This is a genomic window from Klebsiella sp. JN_Kp126, assembly GCF_033843325.1.
Classification (GTDB): domain Bacteria; phylum Pseudomonadota; class Gammaproteobacteria; order Enterobacterales; family Enterobacteriaceae; genus Klebsiella; species Klebsiella michiganensis.
This window is the reverse complement of sequence record NZ_JAWXQV010000052.1, coordinates 63,420-86,212: the sequence shown is the minus strand read 5'-3', so window position 1 is coordinate 86,212 and position 22,793 is coordinate 63,420. Positions and strand designations below refer to the sequence as shown.

Sequence of the window (22,793 nt, the reverse complement as noted above, 5' to 3'; positions counted from 1 at the left end):
AACCTGCGACCAATTGATTAAAAGTCAACTGCTCTACCAACTGAGCTAACGACCCACTATTTTCGCCGCTTTGGGCTTGTTCGATATCCCTTGGCAACGGCGGCATATATTACTGATTTCAGAATTCAGCGCAACAACAATTTAGATAAAGATTGCTTAACTGCTTAGGATTCATGCGACAAGACCAGAAATGATGCGATTTCTGGTCATGCCATAATCATCCGAGTGCGTTAAGGCGTTTTTGCGCTTGTTTGGCCCCGTCGGTGCCAGGAAATTTACTGACCACCTGCTGGTAAACCGCCTTCGCTTTTGCGGTATCGCCTTTGTCCTGCATGATCACGCCGACTTTAAACATTGCGTCGGGCGCCTTCGGGGATTTAGGGTAGTTTTTCACCACGGAAGCGAAATAGTACGCCGCATCGTCCTTTTTACCCTTGTTGTAATTCAGCTGACCAAGCCAGTAGTTGGCGTTCGGCTGATACGTTGAATCGGGGTACTTTTTGACGAAGTTCTGGAAAGCCGTCATCGCATCGTCCTGGCGAGAGGGATCCTTCACCAGCGCGATAGCCGCGTTGTAATCGGTATTGGCATCACCGGTCTGCGCCGGGGCGCCTGACGAGGCCGCTGGCGCCGTCCCGCTAGCCGCAGCGCCCTGATCGCCCGCTGGCGTCTGGGTTTGCGCTCCCGCTGCGCCGCCACCGCTGCTCAGACCGTCGATCTGCAGCAGGATCTGCTTCTGGCGCTCAACAACCTGATTCAGCTGATACTGGCTTTCCTGAATTTGACCGCGCAGGGAATCAATATCGGACTGATTATCGGAGAGTTGTTGCTGGAGTTGGGTTAAAAGCTGGCTGTGCGCATTGGAAATACGCTCGAGTTGAGTGACGCGGTCTTCGACCGAGCCTGAGCCGACACTACTGATTGGCGCCTGAGCAAAAGCGGCCCAGGGGGCCGCTATGCCAACCAGTAACGACAGACTCAATAGATGATGTCTGAAGTTACTGCTCATGCAATTCTCTTAGTAAACCAGTACGGCGCGACGGTTTTTGGCGTAAGCCGCTTCGTCGTGGCCCAGTACTGCAGGTTTTTCTTTACCGTAAGAAACGATGGAGATCTGGTCAGCAGAAACACCTTTGCCCTGCAGATACATCTTAACGGCGTTAGCACGACGCTCACCCAGAGCGATGTTGTATTCCGGCGTACCACGCTCATCCGCATGACCTTCTACGGTCACTTTGTAGGACGGGTTGCTGCGCAGGAAGTTTGCGTGCGCGTCCAGCATGGCAGCGAAGTCAGAACGGATATCGTATTTGTCCAGATCGAAGTAAACGATATTGTTCTGCTGCAGCTGTTGCATCTGCAGACGAGCCTGCTCTTCGGAAGACATGTTGCCGCCGTTAGCGTTACCGTCCATACCAGTGCCGGCACCCAGCATGCCTTCACCGCTCTGGTCGTTGCTGGCGTTCTTGTTAGACGAACACGCCGCGATTGCCATAACCGGCAGAGCGATCAACAGCCCTTTCAGCACTTTGTTCAGTTGCATTTCTTTGATTCCTTTAATAATCAATTATTTATTATCACAGATACGGCGACCAGGCAGGTGATTTTACCTGTCCATCAGTTGCCGGAAGACGCGCTTTGAAACGCCCATCTGTAGAAACCAGATTCAGCACGGATCCCATCCCCTGAGAAGAGCTGTAGATTACCATAGTGCCGTTAGGTGCCAGACTTGGCGTTTCATCTAAAAACGTTGATGACAGAACCTGCACACCACCCGCTTCCAGATCTTGTTTGGCAATGTGCTGCTGACCACCGGCCGAGCTTACCATTACCATAGTTTTACCATCAGCGCTCACGTCAGCGTCCTGGTTTTGTGAACCTTCCCAGGTAATACGCTGCGGCGTGCCGCCATTAATATTGACTTTATACACCTGCGGACGACCGGCCTGGTCGGAAGTAAAGGCCAGGTTCTGGCTATCCGGGAACCAGCTTGGTTCGGTGTTATTGCTGCGACCGTTGGTCACCTGACGAATCTGGCCAGATCCCAGGTCCATCACGTACAGGTTCAGGCTACCGGTTTTCGACAGAGCGAAAGCCAGTTTGCTGCCGTCCGGCGAGAACGCCGGCGCGCCGTTATGCTGCGGGAACGAAGCAATCTGACGAACGGAGCCGTTAGCCAGCGTCTGCACAACCAGCGCAGAGCGTCCGCTTTCAAAGGTCACGTAGGCCAGCTTCGCGCCGTCCGGAGACCATGCCGGAGACATCAGCGGCTGGGTTGAACGGTGAACGAGGAACTGATTGTAGCCGTCGTAGTCGGACACGCGCAGCTCGTACGGGAACTGACCGCCGTTGGTCTGTACCACGTAGGCGATACGGGTACGGAAGGCGCCCTTAATACCGGTCAGCTTCTCAAATACGGCGTCGCTGGCAGCATGTGCGGCATAGCGCAGATACTGTTTCGTGACTTTAAAGGAGTTCTGCGCAAGTACGGTACCCGGCGCGCCGCCGGTATCAACCAGCTGGTACGCCACGTTGTAGGAACCGTCAGGGTTTTGCGTCACCTGACCAACCACGACGGCGTCAATGCCCAGCGCAGACCATGCCGCCGGCTGCACTTCCTGAGCGCTACCTGGCTGCTGAGGCAGGCGAGAGCGATCGAGCGGGTTAAACTTGCCGCTGTTGCGCAGGTCAGCCGCCACGATACCGCCCACATCTTCCGGAGCAGCACCCTGCCCCGCCCACTGGAACGGCACAACGCCGATTGGGCGTGCCGAGTCGACCCCTTGGGTAATCTCGATGCGTACTTCTGCGTGCAGCACTGCCGCCCACAGCATTAAAAAACCAAATGCTACTCGTAATGCCTGCTTCATCATATCTCCCTTATCCAGGCGAAAAGCCCACGATAATTTAGCAGAATGTTAACAAACTCAAATACACAAAACTACTTGTTAAACCATGCTCTATTGCGGAATAAATTTCACAACAAGCTGATTATTTTTTACTGCATTATAGACCGCATCACTTGGGGGCTTAGGTAAATTAGCTAACCTTGCCGCAGTTTTAGCTGCTGTACATAGAGCCTCATCCCCACCTTCGGATGTGATACCAATCAGCGATCCATCGGGATTTAGATTCAATCTAAGAACACACTGCTTTCCGATATATGACTTGTAGTCATGGAAATTCCTGGATATTGCCCCCGTAATTTGGCTTGCATACCCACTAAGTTCTGCACCAGTTGCCGCCCCAGCCGAAGAGGATTTGCCTGAATTAGCACCACTCCCTTTTGATGGGTTTCCGGTTTTCGGAGCATTCTTACCGGAGCTCAGGTCGCCGAGCAGATCGTCAACGCCGTTGGCCTCTTTGGCCGCAGCGGCTTTCTTCGCGGCTGCTGCCTTAGCGGCGGCGGCTTTCGCCGCTTTGTCTGCGGCGGCCTTCTCTGCTGCTGCTGCTTTGGCTGCCGCGGCTTTCTCGGCGGCGGCTTTTTCCGCTGCGGCGGCTTTCTCGGCTGCCGCTTTCTCAGCAGCGGCTTTCTGCGCGGCGGCTTTTTCTGCCGCTTTTTCGGCGGCAGCTTTTTCAGCAGCGGCCTGTTTCGCCGCTTCCTGCTGCGCTTTTTTCTCTGCCTGCTGCTGCGCTTTCTTCTCGGCGTCCTGCTGAGCTTTCTTCGCCGCATCGGCTTCGGCTTTTTTCTGCGCGTCCGCGGCCGCTTTCGCGGCTTCTGCTTCCGCCTGTTTCTTCGCATCCGCCGCCGCTTTCGCCGCGGCGGCTTCGGCTGCTTTCGCCTGCGCATCGGCCTTCGCTTTTGCATCAGCGGCGGCTTTGGCGGCAGCTTCCTGCGCCTCTTTCGCCTGTGCGTCCGCTTTGGCTTTTGCCGCTGCGGCGGCTTTCGCCGCGGCTTCTTCCGCCTGTTTCTGCTGTTCTTTCGCCTCTTTAGCCGCTTCCTGCGCCTGTAGACGATCCTGTTCCAGCTGTTTCAGCCGTTCCTGCTCGGCGGCCTGTTTTTCACGTAGCTCTTCCGCCTGCTGCTGAGCCTGCTTTTCACGCTGCTCGGCGGCGCGGCGGGCGCTGGCCTGCTGCTGCTGTTGGCGGTCATAATTCTTCACAACCGCCCCCGGATCGACCATTACCGCATCGATAGAGGAACCTCCGCCACCCCCGGCAGAAGCATCCAGATGCTCGTCAAACGAACTCCAGATCAGCAGCGCTATCAATACGATGTGCAGCGCGACTGATACTATGATCGCTCGTTTAAGCTTGTCGTTTTGTTCGGTTGCCTTTGACACTATCGGTTCCCAAAAACTGTTCGCCTGTTCCCGTTATATGACGTCGGCCACGAGACGCTGTTGTCCCAAAGCCGACGTGCTGACGGGCGTGCATATTGCGAGCGATTAGATCGGCTTGGTCATCAAGCCAACCGATTTAACCCCTGCGCTGTGCAACAGGTTAAGCGCTTTAATAATCTCATCGTATGGCACCTCTTTAGCACCGCCGATCAGGAACACCGTTTTCTCATTCGCCTCAAGTCGACGCCTGGCTTCCGCAATAACCTGTTCCGGCGGCAGCTGCGATAACGTTTCCGGGCCAACTTTCACGCTGTACTGCCCGACGCCGGAGACTTCAACGATCACCGGCGGCTCATCGTTGCTTTTCACCGCCTGCGACTCCGTTGCGTCCGGTAGGTCGACCTCTACGCTCTGCGTAATGATCGGCGCTGTCGCCATAAAGATCAGCAACAGCACCAACAGGACATCCAGCAGCGGAACGATGTTGATCTCGGACTTCAGTTCGCGACGTCCGCGTCCACGTGCTCTGGCCATGGCTTACCCCTTATTGCTTTCGCTGCTGGTAAACGCCTGACGGTGCAGAATGGCGGTGAACTCTTCCATAAAGTTGTCGTAGTTCAGCTCAAGTTTGTTCACGCGCTGGTTCAGACGGTTATAGGCCATAACCGCCGGGATAGCGGCAAAAAGACCAATTGCCGTCGCGATGAGCGCTTCTGCGATACCCGGCGCGACCATTTGCAGCGTCGCCTGTTTTACCGCGCCCAGCGCGATAAAGGCATGCATGATCCCCCATACGGTACCAAACAGACCGATATATGGGCTGATAGAACCCACCGTACCGAGGAACGGGATGTGGGTTTCCAGGGTTTCCAGCTCGCGGTTCATCGAAATACGCATGGCGCGCGACGCCCCTTCGACAATCGCTTCCGGCGCATGGCTGTTCGCACGATGCAGACGCGCAAACTCTTTGAAGCCGCTGTAGAAGATTTGTTCCGAACCGGTCAGATTATCGCGACGACCCTGGCTTTCCTGGTACAAACGAGAAAGCTCGATACCGGACCAGAACTTATCTTCAAACGCTTCGGCCTCACGTGACGCCGAATTGAGGATACGCGTTCTCTGAATAATGATGGCCCAGGAGGCGATGGAAAAACAAACTAAAATCAACATGATAAGTTTAACCAGAAGGCTCGCCTTCAGGAACAAATCAAGGATATTCATCTCAGTCACTGCTTAAACTCCGCGACAATAGACTTGGGAAGCGCACGAGGCTTCATTAAGAGTGGATCAACGCACACGATAAGAACCTCAGCTTCATTCAAAACGACGTTCTCGGCGTTGACGATTCGCTGCGTGAAAACCAGGGTAGCTCCTCGCATTGAGGTTATCTCCGTCTGGATTTCGAGCATGTCGTCGAGTCTGGCGGGCGCAAAATACTCCAGCGTCATTTTGCGAACCACAAAGGCAACTCGTTCAGCCAGCAAAACCTGTTGGCTGAAGTGATGATGGCGCAGCATCTCTGTGCGTGCTCTTTCATAGAAAGCGACGTAGCTGGCGTGGTAAACCACACCACCGGCGTCGGTGTCTTCGTAATAGACCCGAACCGGCCATCGAAACAGCGTTGTATTCACTTTACATCCCGGTAATGCAACAAAAGGTTAGTGCTTTCAAACTTCGCTACTATACGCGCGGGAATCGTGGTTTGGAATGGGAGAAAGTAAACGAGGAGTAAATTTTTATGGGCTTATGCAAGCCCATATAGTTAACAGAGATTTCTTATTCAAAAGAAGAAAAAGAACAGGCCCAAAACGAGCACAATATCAGCGATAAGCGGACAAAAAATTCCCTGCCAGTGAATGGCGCGCGGGCGGAAGCCCACGCCGTGGATAACGCCGGTACAAACCGCCCACATCAGCAGGAAGCCGTGCCAGATTTCCAGCTCGCTGGTTTTGGCCGCAAAGCGCGACGGATCCCAGAAGATGCAGCCCGCTAGCGCCAGCGCCATCAATAAGGAAAGCGCCCTTAACGGGCGCTTGTCCATTATCGCGTAAAGAGTCGCGATAATACTCATCAGTGTTCTTCTTTACCTGCTTTGGTGGCTTCCACGTGCTCAAGCGCCAGCGCGGTAATCACCCCAAAAGCACAGGCAAGAAGCGTTCCCAAAATCCATGCGAAATACCACATATATAGCTCCTTACCTTAGTACAGCGAGTGGGTGTTCTTTTCGATGTCTTCGCGAGTGATGCGACCGAACATTTTCCAGTAACACCAGGCGGTGTAGGCCAGAATAATCGGTACGAAGACAATCGCCACGTAAGTCATCAGGTTCAGCGTCAGCTGGCTGGAGGTCGCATCCCACATGGTCAGGCTCGCGTTCATCGCCGTGCTTGATGGCATAATGAACGGGAACATGGCGATACCGGCAGTCAGAATGATGCACGCCAGCGTCAGCGAGGAGAACAGAAACGCCCATGCGCCTTTATCCGCTTTTGTCGAGATGACGGTCAGCAGCGGCAGCGCCACGCCCAGAGCAGGAATCGCCCACAGCGCCGGCATGTTATTAAAGTTCACCATCCACGCGCCGGCTTCACGCGCGACTTCTTTGGTCAGCGGGTTAGACGGGCCGGTATGATCCATCACCGATTTCACAACATAACCGTCGATACCGTAGTAGACCCAAACGCCCGCCAGCGCGAAGCAGACCAGCGTCACCAGCGCCGCCACCGTAGACACGGAGCGGGTGCGCAGGTGCAGTTCACCCACGGTACGCATCTGCAGATAGGTCGCGCCCTGCGTCAGGATCATCGCCACGCTAACAATACCGGCCAGCAGGCCAAACGGATTCAGCAGCTGGAAGAAGTTACCGGTGTAGTACAGGCGCAGATATTCATCAACGTGGAACGGTACGCCCTGCAGCAGGTTGCCGAACGCCACGCCAATCACCAGCGGCGGCACGAAGCTGCCGACGAAGATGCCCCAGTCCCACATGTTACGCCAGCGGTTATCCTCAATCTTCGAGCGGTAGTCGAAACCCACCGGACGGAAGAATAAAGACGCCAGCACCAGGATCATGGCCACATAGAAGCCGGAAAACGCGGCGGCGTAGACCATTGGCCAGGCGGCAAACAGCGCGCCGCCGGCGGTGATCAGCCACACCTGGTTTCCGTCCCAGTGCGGGGCAATGGCGTTAATCATAATTCGACGCTCGGTGTCGTTACGACCGAGGAAACGGGTGAGCATCCCCACCCCCATGTCGAAGCCATCGGCGACGGCAAAACCAATAAGCAAAATGCCAATCAGCAGCCACCAGATAAAACGCAATACTTCATAATCGATCATTTGACGACTCCTGTCTTAGCGTGCCGACTGAATAGCCGCAGAGGACTGTTCAAAGTGATAGCGACCGGTTTTCAGGCTGCTTGGTCCTTTACGGGCAAACTTGAACATGAGGAACAGTTCAGCCACCAGGAACAGCGTGTACAGGCCACAAATCAGCACCATAGAGAAGATCAGGTCGCCCGCGGTCAGCGACGAGTTCGCGACGGCCGTCGGCAGCACCTCACCAATAGCCCACGGCTGACGGCCATATTCGGCGACAAACCAGCCCGATTCAACGGCAATCCACGGCAGCGGCAGGCCATAGAACGCGGCGCGCAGCAGCCATTTTTTCTCACCGATGCGGTTGCGAATCACGCTCCAGAAGGAGGCGCCGATAATCAACAGCATCAGCACGCCGCACGCTACCATGATACGGAAGGCGAAGTAGAGCGGCGCCACGGCAGGAATAGAGTCCTTGGTCGCCAGAGCAATCTGCTCTTCCGTCGCGTCAGAGACGTTGTCGGTATAGCGTTTCAGCAGCAGACCGTAGCCCAGATCTTTCTTCACGTCGTTAAAGCGATCGCGCACGGCCTGGTCGGTTGAACCGGCACGCAGCTGTTCCAGCAGCGCGTAAGCTTTCATCCCGTTACGGATACGCTCTTCGTGCTGAACCATGAGGTCTTTCAGGCCGGTAACCTGTTTATCCACGGAGCGAGTCGCAATGATGCCCAGCGCGTAAGGAATTTGAATCGCGAAGCGGTTCTCCTGCGCCTTCTGATCGGGAATACCAAACAGGGTAAAGGCCGCCGGAGCAGGCTGAGTTTCCCATTCAGCTTCGATAGCCGCCAGTTTGGTTTTCTGCACGTCGCCCATTTCGTAGCCGGATTCATCACCGAGAACGATAACGGAGAGAATCGCCGCCATACCGAAGCTGGCTGCGATAGCGAAGGAGCGCTTTGCAAAAGCGAAGTCGCGGCCTTTGAGCATATACCAAGAGCTGATGGCAAGAATGAACATCGCGCCGGTCACGTAGCCTGACGCCACGGTATGAACGAACTTAACCTGAGCAACCGGGTTCAGGACCAGCTCAGAGAAGCTGACCATCTCCATACGCATGGTTTCAAAGTTGAAGTCCGACGCAATCGGGTTCTGCATCCAGCCGTTAGCGACGAGGATCCACAGCGCCGACAGGTTGGAGCCCAGCGCCACCAGCCAGGTCACGGCCATGTGCTGAACTTTGCCCAGACGATCCCAACCGAAGAAGAACAGACCGACAAAGGTAGATTCGAGGAAGAAGGCCATCAAACCTTCAATGGCCAGCGGCGCACCGAAGATATCGCCCACATAGTGAGAGTAGTAAGACCAGTTAGTCCCGAACTGGAACTCCATGGTCAGACCGGTTGCCACACCCAGCGCGAAGTTGATACCAAACAACTTGCCCCAGAACTTGGTCATATCTTTATAAATCTGTTTGCCGGAAAGGACGTAGACCGTTTCCATGATGGCCAGCAGGAACGCCATACCTAGCGTCAGCGGCACAAACAGGAAGTGGTACATCGCGGTCAAGGCAAACTGTAAGCGCGACAGTTCGACTATATCTAACATCATGACTCCTTGCTCATCGCATGAAGACTCCGAGAGTGAACCCCGTTAGAAAGGGTCACACGCATGCCCCAATACAAATTTATTTGCTTCTTCTCGTCACGCCCGTTTTCTCATGCAAGAAAACGATAGTAATGAGAAGTTACAAACATGTTAACAAAACACCCAAATTGATCCCGTGATTATATTACGCTGCAAAACCCTTACAATAAATAGGTTTTTATTGTGATAAATTTGCAGTTTTCGACAGCGATCAATTTATAGCGAAAATACCAGATTTCGGTCAATTTGATCCGCGACAATTTAACTCCATTTCGTGACCTTTTCCAAGTTTTAAACATTGATTTAAATCAATTTTCATTTTAAATGTTAATTATGTATACCGTGTACCGTACAGGTAAACACTAGGTTAACAATATGTTTTTCAAGAGTATCAACGGTTACTGAAAATGATAGTCCATTTATTTCGCCGCGGAGGGGAATTTAATGGGATGAGCGCTGGGCGCATTAATCCGGGCACCAGCTGACAATGTCGTGTAGCTCACAGATTTTTTTTATCAAGTTAATGCCCTAAATTTTTTTGCTTATTACATTTATCATTGCTTTTACTTTCAATTAACACAGATGCGTAACTATCTCATTATCAAGTAAATGCGGCGTACATTCTCTTTCTCGTCGTTTTGTGACGCAACGCACCCTGCTCTTCTGCAGCAGGCTTTTCTCCTGCGCTTTTATCCACGCCGGACAGCTGCTCTCCTGCCCCACTCCGCCATCAACAAAAATGAAATATTAAATAAACAAATCACCATTTTATATCTTTAATCTAACAAATTCGCCGAGACGCATATAAAAAACAGCACATAAATACCGTTACTATGCTCACAGAAAAATTTAAAGAATTGTATTTACCGCTTATTATCAAGGCAAAGTAAACGCAAAATATAAAATAAGACCTTGCTCACAAACATCGCAATCTATTTATTAAAAAGATCTGAACAGAAATAACCCCAGACAATAAAAAAAACTAACAACATCATGATACAAAAGGATTTTTTAAAGAAAAATCAAAAACAAGACTTTTTTGAAAGATATTCTGAAAATAGATCAATTGCTTCCCCCCTTCGAACCACAGACACTCCAGCCCTATTAACAGGCGGCCATCATCAACGCTGCAAATATTAGAAAGTCGTTTTTATTTTTATACCATCAGCCTTACAGAGGATTACCCATGAAGAAATCAACACTTGTTATTGGCGTCATTGGTGCTGACTGCCATGCAGTAGGCAACAAAGTCCTGGACCGCGTTTTTACTGCCCATGATTTTCGCGTAATCAATCTGGGGGTGATGGTCAGTCAGGATGAATATATCGATGCCGCTATCGAAACCGGCGCGGACGCCATCGTTGTGTCGTCTATTTACGGCCACGGCGATATCGACTGCCTGGGACTGCGCGAACGCTGCATCGAACGGGGTATCGGCGATATTCTTCTTTACGTTGGCGGCAACCTGGTGGTCGGTAAGCATGATTTTGCCGACGTCGAGGCCAAATTCAAAGAGATGGGCTTCAATCGCGTCTTTGCCCCAAGCCACGATCTGGAAGACGTCTGCAGGCTGATGGCGAACGATATCAACCAGCGCCACGGCGTTGAACAGCAGTGTCTGGAAGAGGCTATCTGATGCAAACCGTCTCTGTCGATATCGGCTCGACGTGGACCAAAGCGGCCCTCTTCGCACAGGAGGGGGATGAGCTGACGCTGGTAAACCACGTTCTGACCCCGACCACTACCCATCACCTGGCGGAAGGCTTTTTTGCCAGCCTGAACCGGGTGCTTAACGTTGCCGATGCGCGCCCGTTGCTGCACCGCGGTGACGTCACGCTGAAATACTCTTCATCGGCAAAAGGCGGTCTTGCCGTTGCCGCGATGGGTCTGGTGCCGTCCATCACCCTGGAATCAGCAAAAGTCACCGCCCACTCGGCGGGGGCCAAAATCGCCCAATACTACGCCTACAAACTCAACCGCCACGATATCCAGGCGCTGGAAGCCACGCCGCCGGATATCCTGCTGTTTACCGGCGGAACCGACGGCGGCGAGGAGAGCTACGGCCTGGCCAACGCCCATGCGCTGGCGGAGTCAACGCTCGACTGCGCCATTATCTATGCCGGAAACCGGGATATTCAGGACGAGGTTCAGGCCATCCTTGGCCACAAAGATTTGACCACGGTAGACAACATTCTGCCCGATCTCGATCACCCTAATCCCTACGCTGCCCGCAAGGCGATTTGCGATGTCTTCTTATCCCGAATCGTCAAAGGTAAAGGGCTGGACGTGATTGTCGCGGAAACCGGCGAAGAGCCGATGCCAACGCCGTGGACCGTCTACGAGCTGGTAAAAACCATCAGCCATTACGACAGCGCGTGGAAAGAGTTCATGCTGATCGATATGGGCGGCGCCACCACCGACGTCTACTCCGCCAGCGCCAACACGCTCTCTCCGGATACCGTTCTGCACGGGGTTCCGGAACCGTTTGTTAAACGTACGGTAGAAGGCGATCTCGGCATGCGCGTTTCAGCTGTCGTGGTCGGTGAAAGTACTCAGGAGCTGGTGAACGTGGTGTTTGCCCACCAGCCGCAGCATCAGGAGGCCTTTTACCGCTACCTGCGCCATCTGGTCGCTCAGCCGGATTATCTGCCGCTCAACGAGGAAGAAAAATATTTCGACACCGTGCTGGCCGGGCTGTGCGTCGGCTACGCCAGCGAACGCCACGCGGGCACGAAAAAGCAGGTCTGCACCTGCGTGGGCAACGTCGATTTACAGATGGGCCGCGATCTGACCCCCGTGCGCAAAGTCGTCGGTTCCGGTGGATGGCTCTCCCGCGCCAGCGGCTTCGACATCCACCGCTGGCTGAAATACCGCGAACTGGATGACGACGGCAGACGCATTCTTCTGCCAACCCGGTTTGATTATTACCGCGATGCAAAAGGCCTGCTTCCGCTGCTGGCAAACGTTGCCAGGCTCTACCCCGAGCTCGCCGCTCGCACCAGCATTCACTGTTTAACCCTATAAATGAAGGCAGCTACGAATGGAACTTCGAAATAAAAAATTAACCCACGACGAATTCATGACCGAGCGGCATCAGGTATTGCAGACCTGGCATACCGGCAAGGACGTTGAGCACTTCGAAGATGGCGTGAAGTACCAGCAAACCATTCCTGAGAAAAAACGCTTTTCTCACGCTCTGCTTAAGGCCGACCAGGAGGGTAAAACCCTGAGCCAGCCGCGCGCGGGCGTGGCGCTGATGGATGAACATATTGCGCTGCTCAAAACCCTGCAGGAAGAGTGCGATCTGCTGCCCAGCACCATCGATGCCTATACCCGCCTCAACCGTTACGAAGAAGCGGCGGTCGGCATACAGAAATCCATCGAGGCGGGAACCTCCAAACTGAATGGTTTGCCGGTGGTTAACCACGGCGTCGCCGCCTGCCGCCGGATGACCGAAGCGCTGGAAAAACCGGTCCAGGTACGTCACGGTACGCCAGACGCGCGCCTGCTGGCGGAAATCTCCATGGCCAGCGGCTTTACTAGCTACGAAGGCGGCGGTATCTCCTACAACATTCCCTACGCCAAGCGCGTCACCCTGGAGAAGTCGATTCGCGACTGGCAGTACTGCGACCGCCTGATGGGCCTGTATGAAGAACACGGCATTCGTATTAACCGCGAACCGTTCGGCCCGCTGACCGGCACCCTGATCCCACCGTTTATGTCCCACGCGGTGGCCATTATCGAAGGTCTGCTGGCGCTGGAACAGGGCGTCAAGTCAATCACCGTCGGCTACGGCCAGGTCGGCAGCCTCACCCAGGACATCGCGGCGATTAAATCTCTTCGCGAACTCTCCCACGAATACTTTGGCAATTACGGATTCGACGATTATGAGCTGAGTACCGTCTTCCACCAGTGGATGGGCGGCTTTCCGGAAGATGAATCAAAAGCCTTTGCCATTATCTCCTGGGGCGCGGCGGTAGCCGGGATGTCCGGCGCCACCAAAGTGATCACCAAGAGCCCGCATGAAGCGTTCGGTATTCCCACCGCGGCGGCCAACGCGCAGGGGCTGAGGGCATCCCGCCAGATGCTCAATATGGTCAGCGATCAGAAGTTCCCGCCCTGCGCCGCGGTTGAGCAGGAAGTGGAGCTGATAAAAAGCGAGGTTCGCGCGGTGCTGAAGAAAGTATTCGAGCTGGGCAACGGCGACATCGCCCGCGGTACGGTGCTGGCCTTTGAAGCGGGCGTCCTGGACGTGCCTTTTGCCCCCGCATCCTGCAACGCGGGCAAAATTTTGCCGGTTCGCGACAATGCCGGCGCCATTCGCGTGCTTGAAGCCGGCGCGGTTCCGCTGCCGAAGGACATCCTCGCCCTGCACCACGATTACGTCGCTGAACGTGCGCAATTTGAAGGACGCAAACCCTCATTCCAGATGGTTGTTGATGACATCAACGCGGTATCCCACAGTAAATTAATAGGAAGACCATAATGAAAATTAAACAGGCCCTTTTCACCGCTGGCTACTCTTCATTCTATTTTGACGATCAGCAGGCGATCAAAAACGGCGCGGGTCATGATGGGTTCATTTATACCGGTGCTCCGGTAACGCCAGGCTTCACCTCGGTACGCCAGGCGGGTGAATGCGTATCCGTCCAGCTGATTCTGGAAAACGGCGCGGTGGCGGTCGGTGACTGTGCCGCCGTACAGTACTCCGGCGCGGGCGGCCGCGACCCGCTGTTCCTGGCGGAGAACTTTATCCCGTTCCTCAACGATCATATCAAACCGCTGCTGGAGGGCCGCGATGTCGATACCTTCCTGCCGAACGCCCGCTTCTTCGACAAGCTGCGCATCGACGGTCATCTGCTGCATACCGCCGTCCGCTACGGTCTTTCCCAGGCGCTGCTCGACGCCACCGCGCTGGCCAGCGGCCGCCTGAAGGCGGAGGTGGTTTGCGACGAATGGCAGCTGCCCTGCATACCGGAAGCGATTCCGTTATTTGGTCAGAGCGGCGACGACCGCTACATCGCCGTGGACAAAATGATCCTCAAAGGCGTTGACGTCCTGCCGCATGCGCTCATTAACAACGTCGAAGAGAAGCTGGGTCTGAAAGGGGAAAAACTGCGTGAGTATGTCCGCTGGCTGTCCGACCGCATCTTAAGCCTGCGCACCAGCCCCCGCTATCGCCCCACGCTGCATATCGACGTGTACGGCACCATCGGCCTGATTTTCGATATGGATCCGGTTCGCTGCGCCGACTATATCGCCAGCCTGGAGCAAGAGGCGCAGGGCCTGCCGCTCTACATAGAAGGCCCGGTGGATGCGGGTAATAAACCGGACCAGATCCGTATGCTCACGGCCATTACCAAAGAGCTGACCCGCCTCGGTTCCGGCGTAAAAATTGTCGCCGACGAGTGGTGTAACACCTACCAGGATATCGTTGACTTTACCGATGCCGGCAGCTGCCACATGGTGCAGATCAAAACCCCGGATCTCGGCGGCATTCATAACATCGTGGACGCGGTGCTGTACTGCAACAAACACGCGATGGAAGCCTATCAGGGCGGTACCTGTAACGAAACCGAGATCAGCGCCCGCACCTGCGTTCACGTCGCGCTGGCCGCGCGTCCGATGCGCATGTTGATCAAGCCGGGCATGGGCTTCGACGAAGGTCTTAACATCGTGTTTAACGAAATGAACCGCACCATCGCGCTGTTGCAGACTAAGGATTAAGAGATGGCTCGTACCTTTAAGATCTTATCGCCGACGGCAATCCTCGGCTATGGCTTCCCGGAAGAGAGCTTTCTTAAAGCCATGGCGGAGTCCCCGGATCTGATTGCCGTTGACGCCGGTTCATCCGATCCCGGCCCCCACTATCTGGGGGCAGGCAAACCTTTTACCGACCGGGCCGGGGTGAAACGCGATCTGCGCTATATGATCGTCGCCGGCGTGAAGAACAACATACCGGTGGTGATCGGCACCGCTGGAGGATCCGGCGCCGCGCCGCATCTGGAGTGGTGTCGGCAGATTATCCATGAGATTGCGCAGGAAGAAAAACTGTCGTTCTCCATGGCACTGATCCCGTCTGATGTTGATAAAGCCATCATTCATCAGGCGCTGGATAACGGCAAAATCACCGCCCTGGACTTTGTGCCTGAACTGACCCACGAGGCCATTGAAGAGAGTACCTATATCGTCGCCCAGATGGGGATCGAAACCTTTCAGCGGGCGCTCGCCGCCGGCGCCCAGGTGGTGCTTGGCGGCCGGGCGTACGATCCGGCCTGCTTCGCGGCGCTGCCGATTATGCAGGGCTTTGATGAGGGGCTCGCCCTGCACTGCGGCAAGATCCTCGAATGCGCGGCCATTGCCGCCACGCCGGGCTCCGGTTCCGACTGCGCCATGGGGATTATCGACGACAGCGGCTTTACGCTGAAAGCGTTTAATCCAAAGCGTAAGTTTACCGAAACCTCTGCGGCGGCGCATACGCTGTACGAGAAGTCCGATCCGTATTTCCTGCCCGGTCCGGGCGGCGTGCTTAACCTGAAAGGATGCACCTTCAAAGCCGTCAACGAAGGCGAGGTTTACGTCAGCGGTTCTCGTCATGAAGCGACGCCGTACGCGCTGAAGCTGGAAGGCGCGCGGCGGGTCGGCTTCCGCTGCCTGACCATTGCCGGAACGCGCGACCCGATCATGATTGCCGGAATCGATAATATTCTTGAAGAGGTACAGACCAGCGTCGCACGCAACCTCTCCCTGAACGATGACAGCATCCGCATGACCTTCCATCTGTATGGAAAGAACGGCGTGATGGGCAATCACGAACCAATGAAAACCGCCGGGCACGAACTGGGTATCCTGCTTGATGTCGTTGCGCCAACCCAGGATATCGCCAACAGCGTCTGTTCGCTGGTGCGCTCTACCCTGCTGCACTACGGCTATGAAAACCGCATTGCCACCGCGGGCAACCTCGCCTTCCCGTTCTCACCTTCCGATATTCAGAGCGGTCCGGTGTATGAGTTCTCAATCTATCACCTGATCGAAGCCAGCGACGCGCTGCGCTTTGACTTCCATATCGAACAGGTGACGCCAGAAGGAGTTCAGGCATGAAACAATCTCTATGCTCACTGGCGCAGGTGATCCGCTCCAAAAACGCCGGACCGTATGAACTGGTTTTAGATATTTTATTTAAAACCCGGGAAGATTATCAGCGGGTCAAACGTTCTGAGCAATTAACCCCGCAGCTTATTGCCGGCTTATATAACGTAAAGCCTGATTTTATTCATCGCATAATCTGGTTCGATCCGGCCAACGCGGTAAAAATCGTCATGCCGCGGGATATTATTTCCGGCAACGTCGGAGACAATGATGTTTATGGCGCTCAGCAGCATGCGCCGTTATTAAGTATTGAGTTCGACCTGTAATTTCTAAAATACAACAACATCCATTGGTATACAGGATTTCGCTGTATCACTGTATTCCAGACAATTTATGCGGTTGGTCACCACAGGGGTACGTCTGCGCTGCTGCCTGGCGCAGGCGTACGCCGCCCTACACCACTTCACGACTAACCCTGTTCCGATGGAGTAAATATGAAAAAAATAAGTTTAACCAAAATGATCATATTAGGCCTGATACTCGGCATGATTGCCGGGGTGATCATTAATAATATGGCATCAGCAGATACAGCAAAATCCTATGCGCAGGATATCTCCATTTTTACCACCATATTTTTACGCCTGGTAAAAATGATTATCGCCCCGCTGGTAATATCAACGCTGGTGGTCGGCATTGCCAAAATGGGCGATGCGAAAACGCTCGGGCGTATATTCTCTAAAACCTTTTTCCTGTTTATTTGCGCCTCGCTGCTGTCGATTGCGCTGGGTCTGGTGATCGTCAATCTGTTCCAGCCAGGCGCGGGCATCAACTTTGTCCCCCACGATGCCGGAGCCGTGGCCGCCGTTCAGTCCGAGCCCTTCACCCTGAAAGTGTTTATCTCGCACGCGGTACCCACCAGCATCGTTGATGCGATGGCGCGCAACGAAATTCTGCAAATCGTGGTGTTCTCTATTTTCCTCGGCTGCAGCCTGGCGGCGATCGGCGAAAAAGCCGAGCCCATTGTGAAGGTGCTCGATTCGCTGGTCCACGTGATGCTGAAGCTCACAGGGTACGTCATGCTGTTCGCGCCGCTGACCGTTTTCGCCGCCATCTCCGGGCTGATTGCCGAGCGCGGTCTGGGCGTGATGGTCAGCGCCGGGATCTTTATGGGTGAGTTCTACCTGACGCTGGGCATGCTGTGGGCAATCCTGATTGGCCTGTCGATGGTGATTGTCGGCCCATGTATCAGCCGCCTGACCAAAGCGATCTTCGAGCCCGCGCTGCTGGCCTTCACCACATCCAGCTCAGAAGCCGCCTTCCCAGGAACCCTCGATAAGCTGGAAAAATTCGGCGTCTCTTCCAAAATCGCCAGCTTCGTTCTGCCCATCGGTTACTCCTTTAACCTGGTCGGCTCCATGGCCTACTGCTCGTTCGCCACGGTGTTTATCGCCCAGGCCTGTAACGTCCACCTCAGCATGGGCGAGCAGATCACCATGCTGCTGATCCTGATGCTGACCTCCAAAGGGATGGCGGGCGTGCCGCGCGCCTCAATGGTGGTTATCGCCGCGACGCTGAACCAGTTCAACATTCCGGAAGCGGGCCTGATCCTGCTGATGGGCGTCGACCCGTTCCTCGATATGGGTCGCTCCGCCACCAACGTGATGAGTAACGCCATGGGCGCCGCCATCGTTGGCCGTTGGGAAGGCGAGCATTACGGAGAAGGCTGCCGCGGCACCGCCCCGGTCAAAAAACCGGAGCAGGAGCGCCCTGCCAGCGAAACGTCCGAAGTGGCGATGTCCTGACAGCAAAATGGCTATGAGCCCCAGGCCGGATACGTCCGGCCCGGTTCCCTCCAATCATCCCAACGGGACACCCCATGAACGTGAAATTTCTTGGCACCTGCATCTTAACCGCCAGCTTACTGTTTAGCGCCGCCGCGCAGGCGCAAAACGCGCCGGACTACGCCAGCATCATCGAGCAGGCGCATCAGAAATATAAGAGTAATCACGACGGTAAAGTCGCCGATTATATCCCTGCCCTGGCGAGCTATAGCCCGAATAATTTCGCCATTACGCTCGCGACGGTCGAAGGCAAAATTTACCAGACCGGCGACGTGACAAAAGCCTTTCCGATGGAATCCTTAAGTAAAGTTTTCACCCTGGCGCTGGCGATGGAGCAGCGCGGGCCGCAGGAGGTGCTGGATAAACTCGGCGCGAACGCGACCGGCCTGCCCTTCAATTCCGGCTTAGCCGTGGAGCTCACGCAAGGCGCGCCGGAGAACCCGTTAGTCAACGCCGGCGCCATGAGCACCGTGAGCCTGATTGCGGCGAAAGACAAAACCGACCGCTGGAACAACATTCTCAACAACCTCAACGCCTGGGCCGACAGCTCCCTGAGCGTTAACGAGCCGGTATTTCAATCCGAAATGGAGACCAATCAGCATAACCAGGCGCTGGCGATGCTGATGAATTCATACCGCAGCTTCTATGGCGACCCTCAGGAAGCCGTCGAAATCTACACCCGTCAGTGTTCGGTGGATATCACCGTTGAGCAGCTCGCCAAAATGGGGGCCGTACTCGCCAACAATGGCAGATCACCGTTCAACGGCAAGCAGCTGCTCACCGCCAGCTACGTCCCGCAGGTGCTGGCGGAAATGGCGATCGCCGGGCTGTACGACGGCAGCGGCAAATGGCTGTACACCGTCGGTATCCCGGCAAAATCCGGCGTTGGCGGCGGAATAGTCGCCGTCGTTCCCGGGCAATACGCTATCGCCGTCTACTCCCCTCCGCTGGATGCAGCCGGCAACAGCGTCCGCGCCCAGCAGACCATCGAGTACGTCGCGAATGCGACGCGGGCCAATCTCTTTTTAGCGAAATAGTGAGAAGTAAAATGTCGAAACCCTTTGTCTGGCAGGAACTTTTTGTTCAGAGCAACGATAATACCGAATATGAACTGCTAACGAATCAACATGTTAAGGTGACAGAGTTAGATGGAGAAGAGGTCATCAAGGTTGCGCCGGAAGCGTTAACATTGCTGGCTCAGCAGGCATTTTATGAGGCGTCGTTTTTCCTGCGCGCCGGGCACTTAAAGCAGATCGCCAGCATCCTGCACGACCCGCAGGCCAGCGGCAACGATAAATACGTTGCGCTACAGCTGCTGCGCAACGCCGAAGTCTCGGCAAAAGGCGTGCTGCCAAACTGCCAGGATACCGGGACCGCCACCATCGTCGCGAGCAAAGGCCAGAACGTCTGGACCGGCGGTAACGACGCGGAAGCTCTGAGTCAGGGCATCTACACCACCTTTCAGGACAACAATTTACGCTATTCGCAAAATGCTCCCCTTGATATGTATACCGAGGTCAACACCGAGACCAACCTGCCCGCGCAGATTGATATCAGCGCGGTGCCGGGCAGTGAATACCGCTTCCTCTTCGTCAATAAAGGCGGCGGTTCGGCGAACAAAGCCGCGCTATTTCAGGAAACAAAATCTATTCTGCAGCCGGAAAAACTCACCGCCTTCCTGATTGAAAAAATGAAGGCGCTGGGCACCGCCGCCTGCCCGCCGTACCACATCGCCTTTGTCGTGGGGGGCCTGTCGGCGGACCAGGCGTTGAAGGTGGCGAAGCTGGCTTCGACAAAATATTACGACAATCTGCCCACCAGCGGAAACGAACTGGGCCAGGCGTTTCGCGATACGTCGCTGGAAGCGGCGCTGCTCAAAGCCAGCCGCGAGTTCGGCATCGGCGCACAGTTTGGCGGCAAATACTTCGCCCACGACATTCGCGTGATTCGCCTGCCGCGGCACGGCGGCTCCTGCCCTATCGCAATGGCGCTTTCCTGCTCCGCCGACCGAAACATCAAAGCCAAAATCAACAAACACGGCATCTGGCTGGAGAAGCTGGAACATAACCCGGGCAAGTTTATCCCTGATTCTCAGCGCATAGAAAACGGGGCGCAGACCGTCCAGCTCGATCTGAACCGGCCGCTGCGCGACATCCTCCACGACCTGTCAGCCCTGCCCGTGGGCACCCGACTGTCGCTGAGCGGTCCGATTGTCGTCGCCCGCGACATCGCCCATGCCCAAATCAAAGCGCGTCTGGATAACGGCGAACCGATGCCGGAGTATATGCGCAAGCATATTGTCTACTATGCCGGCCCGGCGAAAACGCCGAATAATCTGGCCTGCGGCTCGCTGGGCCCCACCACCGGCGGACGCATGGATGGGTATGTTGACGCTTTCCAGGCGGCGGGCGGCAGTCTGATCATGCTTTCCAAAGGCAACCGCAGCCAGCAGGTGACCGAGGCCTGCCATAAACACGGCGGCTTTAATCTCGGCAGCATCGGCGGCGCGGCGGCCCTGCTGGCGCAGCAGTATGTGAAAAGTTTGCGCTGCCTGGAGTATCCGGAGCTGGGCATGGAAGCGGTATGGATGATGGAAGTCGAAAATCTGCCCGCGTTTGTACTGGTTGACGACAAAGGCAACAACTTCTTTAGCCAGTTCGAGCAGCAGCACCGCTGCGCCACCTGTCCGGCAGGACACTAAGGAGCATTTATGCACGCGCGAGGCAATCCCGACCGCCATCGTCAGCGCCAGCAGAAGCTGAAAACGCAGGTGGCTACCCGCGTGGCGGCGGCAACGGAGCAAAAAGGCATTCTGATCGTCTTCACCGGCAACGGCAAAGGTAAATCCACCGCCGCCTTCGGTACGGCAACGCGCGCCGTCGGCCACGGTAAGCGCGTCGGTGCTGCCCAGTTCATCAAAGGTCAGTGGGATAATGGAGAGTACAACACGCTGCATCCGCTCGGCGTTGAGTTTCACATTATGGGCACCGGCTTTACCTGGGAAACGCAAAACCGGGAGGCAGATATCGAGGCGGCGTCGGCCGTATGGCAGGAGTGCAAGCGCATGCTGGCCGACCCGAGCTACGATCTGGTGGTGCTGGATGAACTTACCTATATGCTGGCGTATCACTATCTGGATACTCAGGAAGTGATCGCGGCGATAGAGAATCGTCCGCCGCGGCAGAACGTGATTGTCACCGGCCGCGGCTGCCACGCCCGGCTGCTGGAGCTTGCCGATACGGTTAGTGAGCTGCGTCCGGTGAAGCACGCCTTTGACAGCGGTATTCAGGCGCAGGTGGGAATCGACTGGTAGTTTTACCCGGCTCGCGCTGCGCTTAGCCGGGCTACGGGTTCACAGCGTTCTGCGGGCCAGTAGCCGGACAGATGCGCAGCATCGCCTCCGGGAAACTCAGCCACTCTGCGCTATGCTCCCGGGGGCGGCGCTCGACGCGCCTTGCCCGGGCTACGGGTTCACCGCCGTCTGCGGGCCGGTAGCCCGGACAGATGCGCAGCATCGCCTCCGGGAAATGATGCCGTTCTGCGCCCGGCACCGCCGTCTGCGGCCCGGATAACGCGCCGTCAGGCTGCCGAGACCACCGATTTTTGCAGCAGCCACTCGCGGAATACCTGTAAATGTCGGGATTCCGCTTTATCCTCCTGCCACGTCATAATGAAGCGGTTGCCGGTGCGAATCGGCACATCGCAGGGGATCACCATCTCACCGCTATCCAGGTCATGCTGAATGGCAAAACGCGGCAGCAGCGCCACCCCCAGGTTCGAACGCACCGCCACAATCAGCATTGAGAGCAGGTCAAAACGCGGACCGATGTTGATCTGCGGGCTGGTGATATTCGACAGCGCAAACCACTCCTGCCAGCCGTGAATTCGCGTGCTTTGATGCAGCAGCGGAAACTCGCCCAGCAGCTCCTCGACCGCCAGCTTCTGCCCGGGTTCGGACAGCAGCCCGCAGCCGCACACCGGCAGAATTTCCTCTTCGAACAGATACTCAACCTCCGCCCACGGCGAGCAAAAATCCTCGCGCATAATGGCGGCATCGTACTCGCGGCTAAGAAAATCGCCAATATTAGCCAGCGAATGAATATTAACGATAATGCCCGGATGTAATTTATTAAACTCGCGCAGGTTGGGGATCAGCCAGTGGGTGCTAAAGGTAGGATTGACGGCCAGCTCAAGCACCTGCACCGTCGGTTGCCATGTCATAATGGAGTTGGTATCACGTTCCAGTTTGTTAAGCGTTTCCTTAACGATAGTCAAATAATGCTTGCCAGCCGCATTTAAAAAAATCCTTTTTTTAGCATGATTAAATAATGACGTATGGAGGAAATCCTCCAGCGCCGTGACCTGTCGGAACACGGCGCTTTGTGTTAAAGCCAACTCTTCCGCTGCTCGAGTATAACTTTCGTGGCGAGCCACAACCTCAAAGGTCACCAGTAATTCAGTTTTGGGGATTTTTCCTCTCATAACGTCTTCCATTTACGGCGTGCAAAAAATTGTTTAATAGATAAAAAAAGCGCGCAAGGACATCAGATTAGCCCCGGGTGTTATATTTTATTTTACCTTCAGATGTCATTGATCTATTCCATGATAAATGCACACT

21 protein-coding genes and 1 pseudogene are annotated in these 22,793 nt (G+C 55.2%); 10 read left to right on the top strand and 12 right to left on the bottom strand.

Translation table 11 applies throughout. From position 1 onward, the window contains the following. Positions 1 to 217 precede the first annotated feature (217 nt). The 11 genes from cpoB to cydA all read right to left on the bottom strand — a co-directional run bounded on the left by cpoB (position 218) and on the right by cydA (position 9,206). Positions 218 to 1,009: a cell division protein CpoB gene (gene cpoB / locus SIK97_RS10690; protein ID WP_032748780.1), complete on the bottom strand. Its 792-nt coding sequence runs from the start codon at positions 1,007 to 1,009 to the stop codon at positions 218 to 220. A gap of 9 nt (positions 1,010 to 1,018) precedes the next feature. Further along, on the bottom strand, positions 1,019 to 1,543 hold the full coding sequence (gene pal, locus SIK97_RS10685) for a peptidoglycan-associated lipoprotein Pal (protein WP_004100337.1): 525 nt from the start codon (positions 1,541 to 1,543) through the stop codon (positions 1,019 to 1,021). 34 nt (positions 1,544 to 1,577) lie between these two features. Next, the gene (gene tolB, locus SIK97_RS10680) at positions 1,578 to 2,870 is read right to left on the bottom strand and encodes a Tol-Pal system beta propeller repeat protein TolB (protein ID WP_004130584.1); all 1,293 of its coding nucleotides are present in this window, start codon (positions 2,868 to 2,870) and stop codon (positions 1,578 to 1,580) included. A gap of 90 nt (positions 2,871 to 2,960) precedes the next feature. Beyond that, entirely contained in the window at positions 2,961 to 4,283 is a 1,323-nt protein-coding gene (gene tolA, locus SIK97_RS10675; protein WP_057173529.1) for a cell envelope integrity protein TolA, read from the bottom strand. A gap of 105 nt (positions 4,284 to 4,388) precedes the next feature. After that, positions 4,389 to 4,817, bottom strand: coding sequence for a colicin uptake protein TolR (gene tolR, locus SIK97_RS10670; protein ID WP_004130580.1), 429 nt, complete (start codon positions 4,815 to 4,817; stop codon positions 4,389 to 4,391). Positions 4,818 to 4,820: 3 nt separating this feature from the next. Continuing rightward, a complete protein-coding gene (gene tolQ, locus SIK97_RS10665) occupies positions 4,821 to 5,513 on the bottom strand; it encodes a Tol-Pal system protein TolQ (RefSeq protein WP_014228456.1) in 693 nt (230 codons plus the stop codon). Then, positions 5,510 to 5,914 carry a tol-pal system-associated acyl-CoA thioesterase gene (ybgC, locus tag SIK97_RS10660; RefSeq protein WP_004100330.1) on the bottom strand — a complete coding sequence of 135 codons (405 nt, stop codon included), beginning with the start codon at positions 5,912 to 5,914 and terminating at the stop codon, positions 5,510 to 5,512. The genes tolQ and ybgC overlap by 4 nt, the downstream gene beginning before the upstream one ends. 149 nt (positions 5,915 to 6,063) lie before the next feature. Beyond that, complete coding sequence (gene ybgE / locus SIK97_RS10655; protein ID WP_004100327.1) at positions 6,064 to 6,354, bottom strand: cyd operon protein YbgE; 291 nt, start codon at positions 6,352 to 6,354, stop codon at positions 6,064 to 6,066. After that, on the bottom strand, positions 6,354 to 6,467 hold the full coding sequence (cydX, locus tag SIK97_RS10650) for a cytochrome bd-I oxidase subunit CydX (RefSeq protein ID WP_004100325.1): 114 nt from the start codon (positions 6,465 to 6,467) through the stop codon (positions 6,354 to 6,356). Before cydX ends, ybgE begins: the two co-directional genes overlap by 1 nt. Before the next feature lie 15 nt (positions 6,468 to 6,482). Further along, a complete protein-coding gene (cydB, locus tag SIK97_RS10645) occupies positions 6,483 to 7,622 on the bottom strand; it encodes a cytochrome d ubiquinol oxidase subunit II (protein WP_004848954.1) in 1,140 nt (379 codons plus the stop codon). A gap of 15 nt (positions 7,623 to 7,637) precedes the next feature. After that, a complete protein-coding gene (gene cydA / locus SIK97_RS10640; protein WP_004130574.1) occupies positions 7,638 to 9,206 on the bottom strand; it encodes a cytochrome ubiquinol oxidase subunit I in 1,569 nt (522 codons plus the stop codon). A gap of 1,225 nt (positions 9,207 to 10,431) precedes the next feature. Between cydA and glmS the strand changes: the two genes are divergently transcribed. From glmS to cobO, 10 genes and pseudogenes are all read left to right on the top strand, one after another. Then, entirely contained in the window at positions 10,432 to 10,881 is a 450-nt protein-coding gene (glmS, locus tag SIK97_RS10635) for a methylaspartate mutase subunit S (protein ID WP_004848951.1), read from the top strand. Then, positions 10,881 to 12,269: a methylaspartate mutase accessory protein GlmL gene (gene glmL, locus SIK97_RS10630; RefSeq protein WP_032748772.1), complete on the top strand. Its 1,389-nt coding sequence runs from the start codon at positions 10,881 to 10,883 to the stop codon at positions 12,267 to 12,269. Before glmS ends, glmL begins: the two co-directional genes overlap by 1 nt. A 16-nt stretch (positions 12,270 to 12,285) precedes the next feature. Next, positions 12,286 to 13,731 carry a methylaspartate mutase subunit E gene (locus SIK97_RS10625; protein ID WP_047724238.1) on the top strand — a complete coding sequence of 482 codons (1,446 nt, stop codon included), beginning with the start codon at positions 12,286 to 12,288 and terminating at the stop codon, positions 13,729 to 13,731. Continuing rightward, on the top strand, positions 13,731 to 14,972 hold the full coding sequence (locus tag SIK97_RS10620; protein ID WP_025108135.1) for a methylaspartate ammonia-lyase: 1,242 nt from the start codon (positions 13,731 to 13,733) through the stop codon (positions 14,970 to 14,972). Before SIK97_RS10625 ends, SIK97_RS10620 begins: the two co-directional genes overlap by 1 nt. A 3-nt stretch (positions 14,973 to 14,975) precedes the next feature. Then, positions 14,976 to 16,346 (top strand): acyclic terpene utilization AtuA family protein, encoded by a 1,371-nt coding sequence (locus SIK97_RS10615; protein ID WP_057173527.1) that lies wholly within the window; start codon positions 14,976 to 14,978, stop codon positions 16,344 to 16,346. After that, entirely contained in the window at positions 16,343 to 16,660 is a 318-nt protein-coding gene (locus SIK97_RS10610) for a DUF4387 domain-containing protein (RefSeq protein ID WP_025108137.1), read from the top strand. Before SIK97_RS10615 ends, SIK97_RS10610 begins: the two co-directional genes overlap by 4 nt. 168 nt (positions 16,661 to 16,828) lie before the next feature. Next, positions 16,829 to 18,107: pseudogene (locus SIK97_RS10605) on the top strand (dicarboxylate/amino acid:cation symporter); the annotation flags it as partial. Between the two features lie 103 nt (positions 18,108 to 18,210). Next, a complete protein-coding gene (gene glsA, locus SIK97_RS10600; protein WP_057173523.1) occupies positions 18,211 to 19,212 on the top strand; it encodes a glutaminase A in 1,002 nt (333 codons plus the stop codon). Positions 19,213 to 19,223: 11 nt separating this feature from the next. Further along, positions 19,224 to 20,876, top strand: coding sequence for a class I fumarate hydratase (locus SIK97_RS10595; RefSeq protein WP_057173521.1), 1,653 nt, complete (start codon positions 19,224 to 19,226; stop codon positions 20,874 to 20,876). Between the two features lie 9 nt (positions 20,877 to 20,885). Further along, a complete protein-coding gene (gene cobO / locus SIK97_RS10590) occupies positions 20,886 to 21,488 on the top strand; it encodes a cob(I)yrinic acid a,c-diamide adenosyltransferase (protein ID WP_032748761.1) in 603 nt (200 codons plus the stop codon). 266 nt (positions 21,489 to 21,754) lie between these two features. On the opposite strand, the gene SIK97_RS10585 is transcribed toward cobO, so the two are convergent. Continuing rightward, positions 21,755 to 22,657 (bottom strand): LysR family transcriptional regulator, encoded by a 903-nt coding sequence (locus tag SIK97_RS10585; RefSeq protein ID WP_057173520.1) that lies wholly within the window; start codon positions 22,655 to 22,657, stop codon positions 21,755 to 21,757. Positions 22,658 to 22,793: the final 136 nt, after the last annotated feature.

Coding starts and splice junctions, on each gene's coding strand:
- cpoB (WP_032748780.1), bottom strand. CDS start 1,009: ATGAGCAGTAACTTCAGACATCATCTATTGAGTCTGTCGTTACTGGTT.
- pal (WP_004100337.1), bottom strand. CDS start 1,543: ATGCAACTGAACAAAGTGCTGAAAGGGCTGTTGATCGCTCTGCCGGTT.
- tolB (WP_004130584.1), bottom strand. CDS start 2,870: ATGAAGCAGGCATTACGAGTAGCATTTGGTTTTTTAATGCTGTGGGCG.
- tolR (WP_004130580.1), bottom strand. CDS start 4,817: ATGGCCAGAGCACGTGGACGCGGACGTCGCGAACTGAAGTCCGAGATC.
- ybgE (WP_004100327.1), bottom strand. CDS start 6,354: ATGAGTATTATCGCGACTCTTTACGCGATAATGGACAAGCGCCCGTTA.
- cydX (WP_004100325.1), bottom strand. CDS start 6,467: ATGTGGTATTTCGCATGGATTTTGGGAACGCTTCTTGCCTGTGCTTTT.
- cydB (WP_004848954.1), bottom strand. CDS start 7,622: ATGATCGATTATGAAGTATTGCGTTTTATCTGGTGGCTGCTGATTGGC.
- cydA (WP_004130574.1), bottom strand. CDS start 9,206: ATGTTAGATATAGTCGAACTGTCGCGCTTACAGTTTGCCTTGACCGCG.
- glmS (WP_004848951.1), top strand. CDS start 10,432: ATGAAGAAATCAACACTTGTTATTGGCGTCATTGGTGCTGACTGCCAT.
- glmL (WP_032748772.1), top strand. CDS start 10,881: ATGCAAACCGTCTCTGTCGATATCGGCTCGACGTGGACCAAAGCGGCC.
- SIK97_RS10625 (WP_047724238.1), top strand. CDS start 12,286: ATGGAACTTCGAAATAAAAAATTAACCCACGACGAATTCATGACCGAG.
- SIK97_RS10620 (WP_025108135.1), top strand. CDS start 13,731: ATGAAAATTAAACAGGCCCTTTTCACCGCTGGCTACTCTTCATTCTAT.
- SIK97_RS10615 (WP_057173527.1), top strand. CDS start 14,976: ATGGCTCGTACCTTTAAGATCTTATCGCCGACGGCAATCCTCGGCTAT.
- SIK97_RS10610 (WP_025108137.1), top strand. CDS start 16,343: ATGAAACAATCTCTATGCTCACTGGCGCAGGTGATCCGCTCCAAAAAC.
- glsA (WP_057173523.1), top strand. CDS start 18,211: ATGAACGTGAAATTTCTTGGCACCTGCATCTTAACCGCCAGCTTACTG.
- SIK97_RS10595 (WP_057173521.1), top strand. CDS start 19,224: ATGTCGAAACCCTTTGTCTGGCAGGAACTTTTTGTTCAGAGCAACGAT.
- cobO (WP_032748761.1), top strand. CDS start 20,886: ATGCACGCGCGAGGCAATCCCGACCGCCATCGTCAGCGCCAGCAGAAG.
- SIK97_RS10585 (WP_057173520.1), bottom strand. CDS start 22,657: ATGAGAGGAAAAATCCCCAAAACTGAATTACTGGTGACCTTTGAGGTT.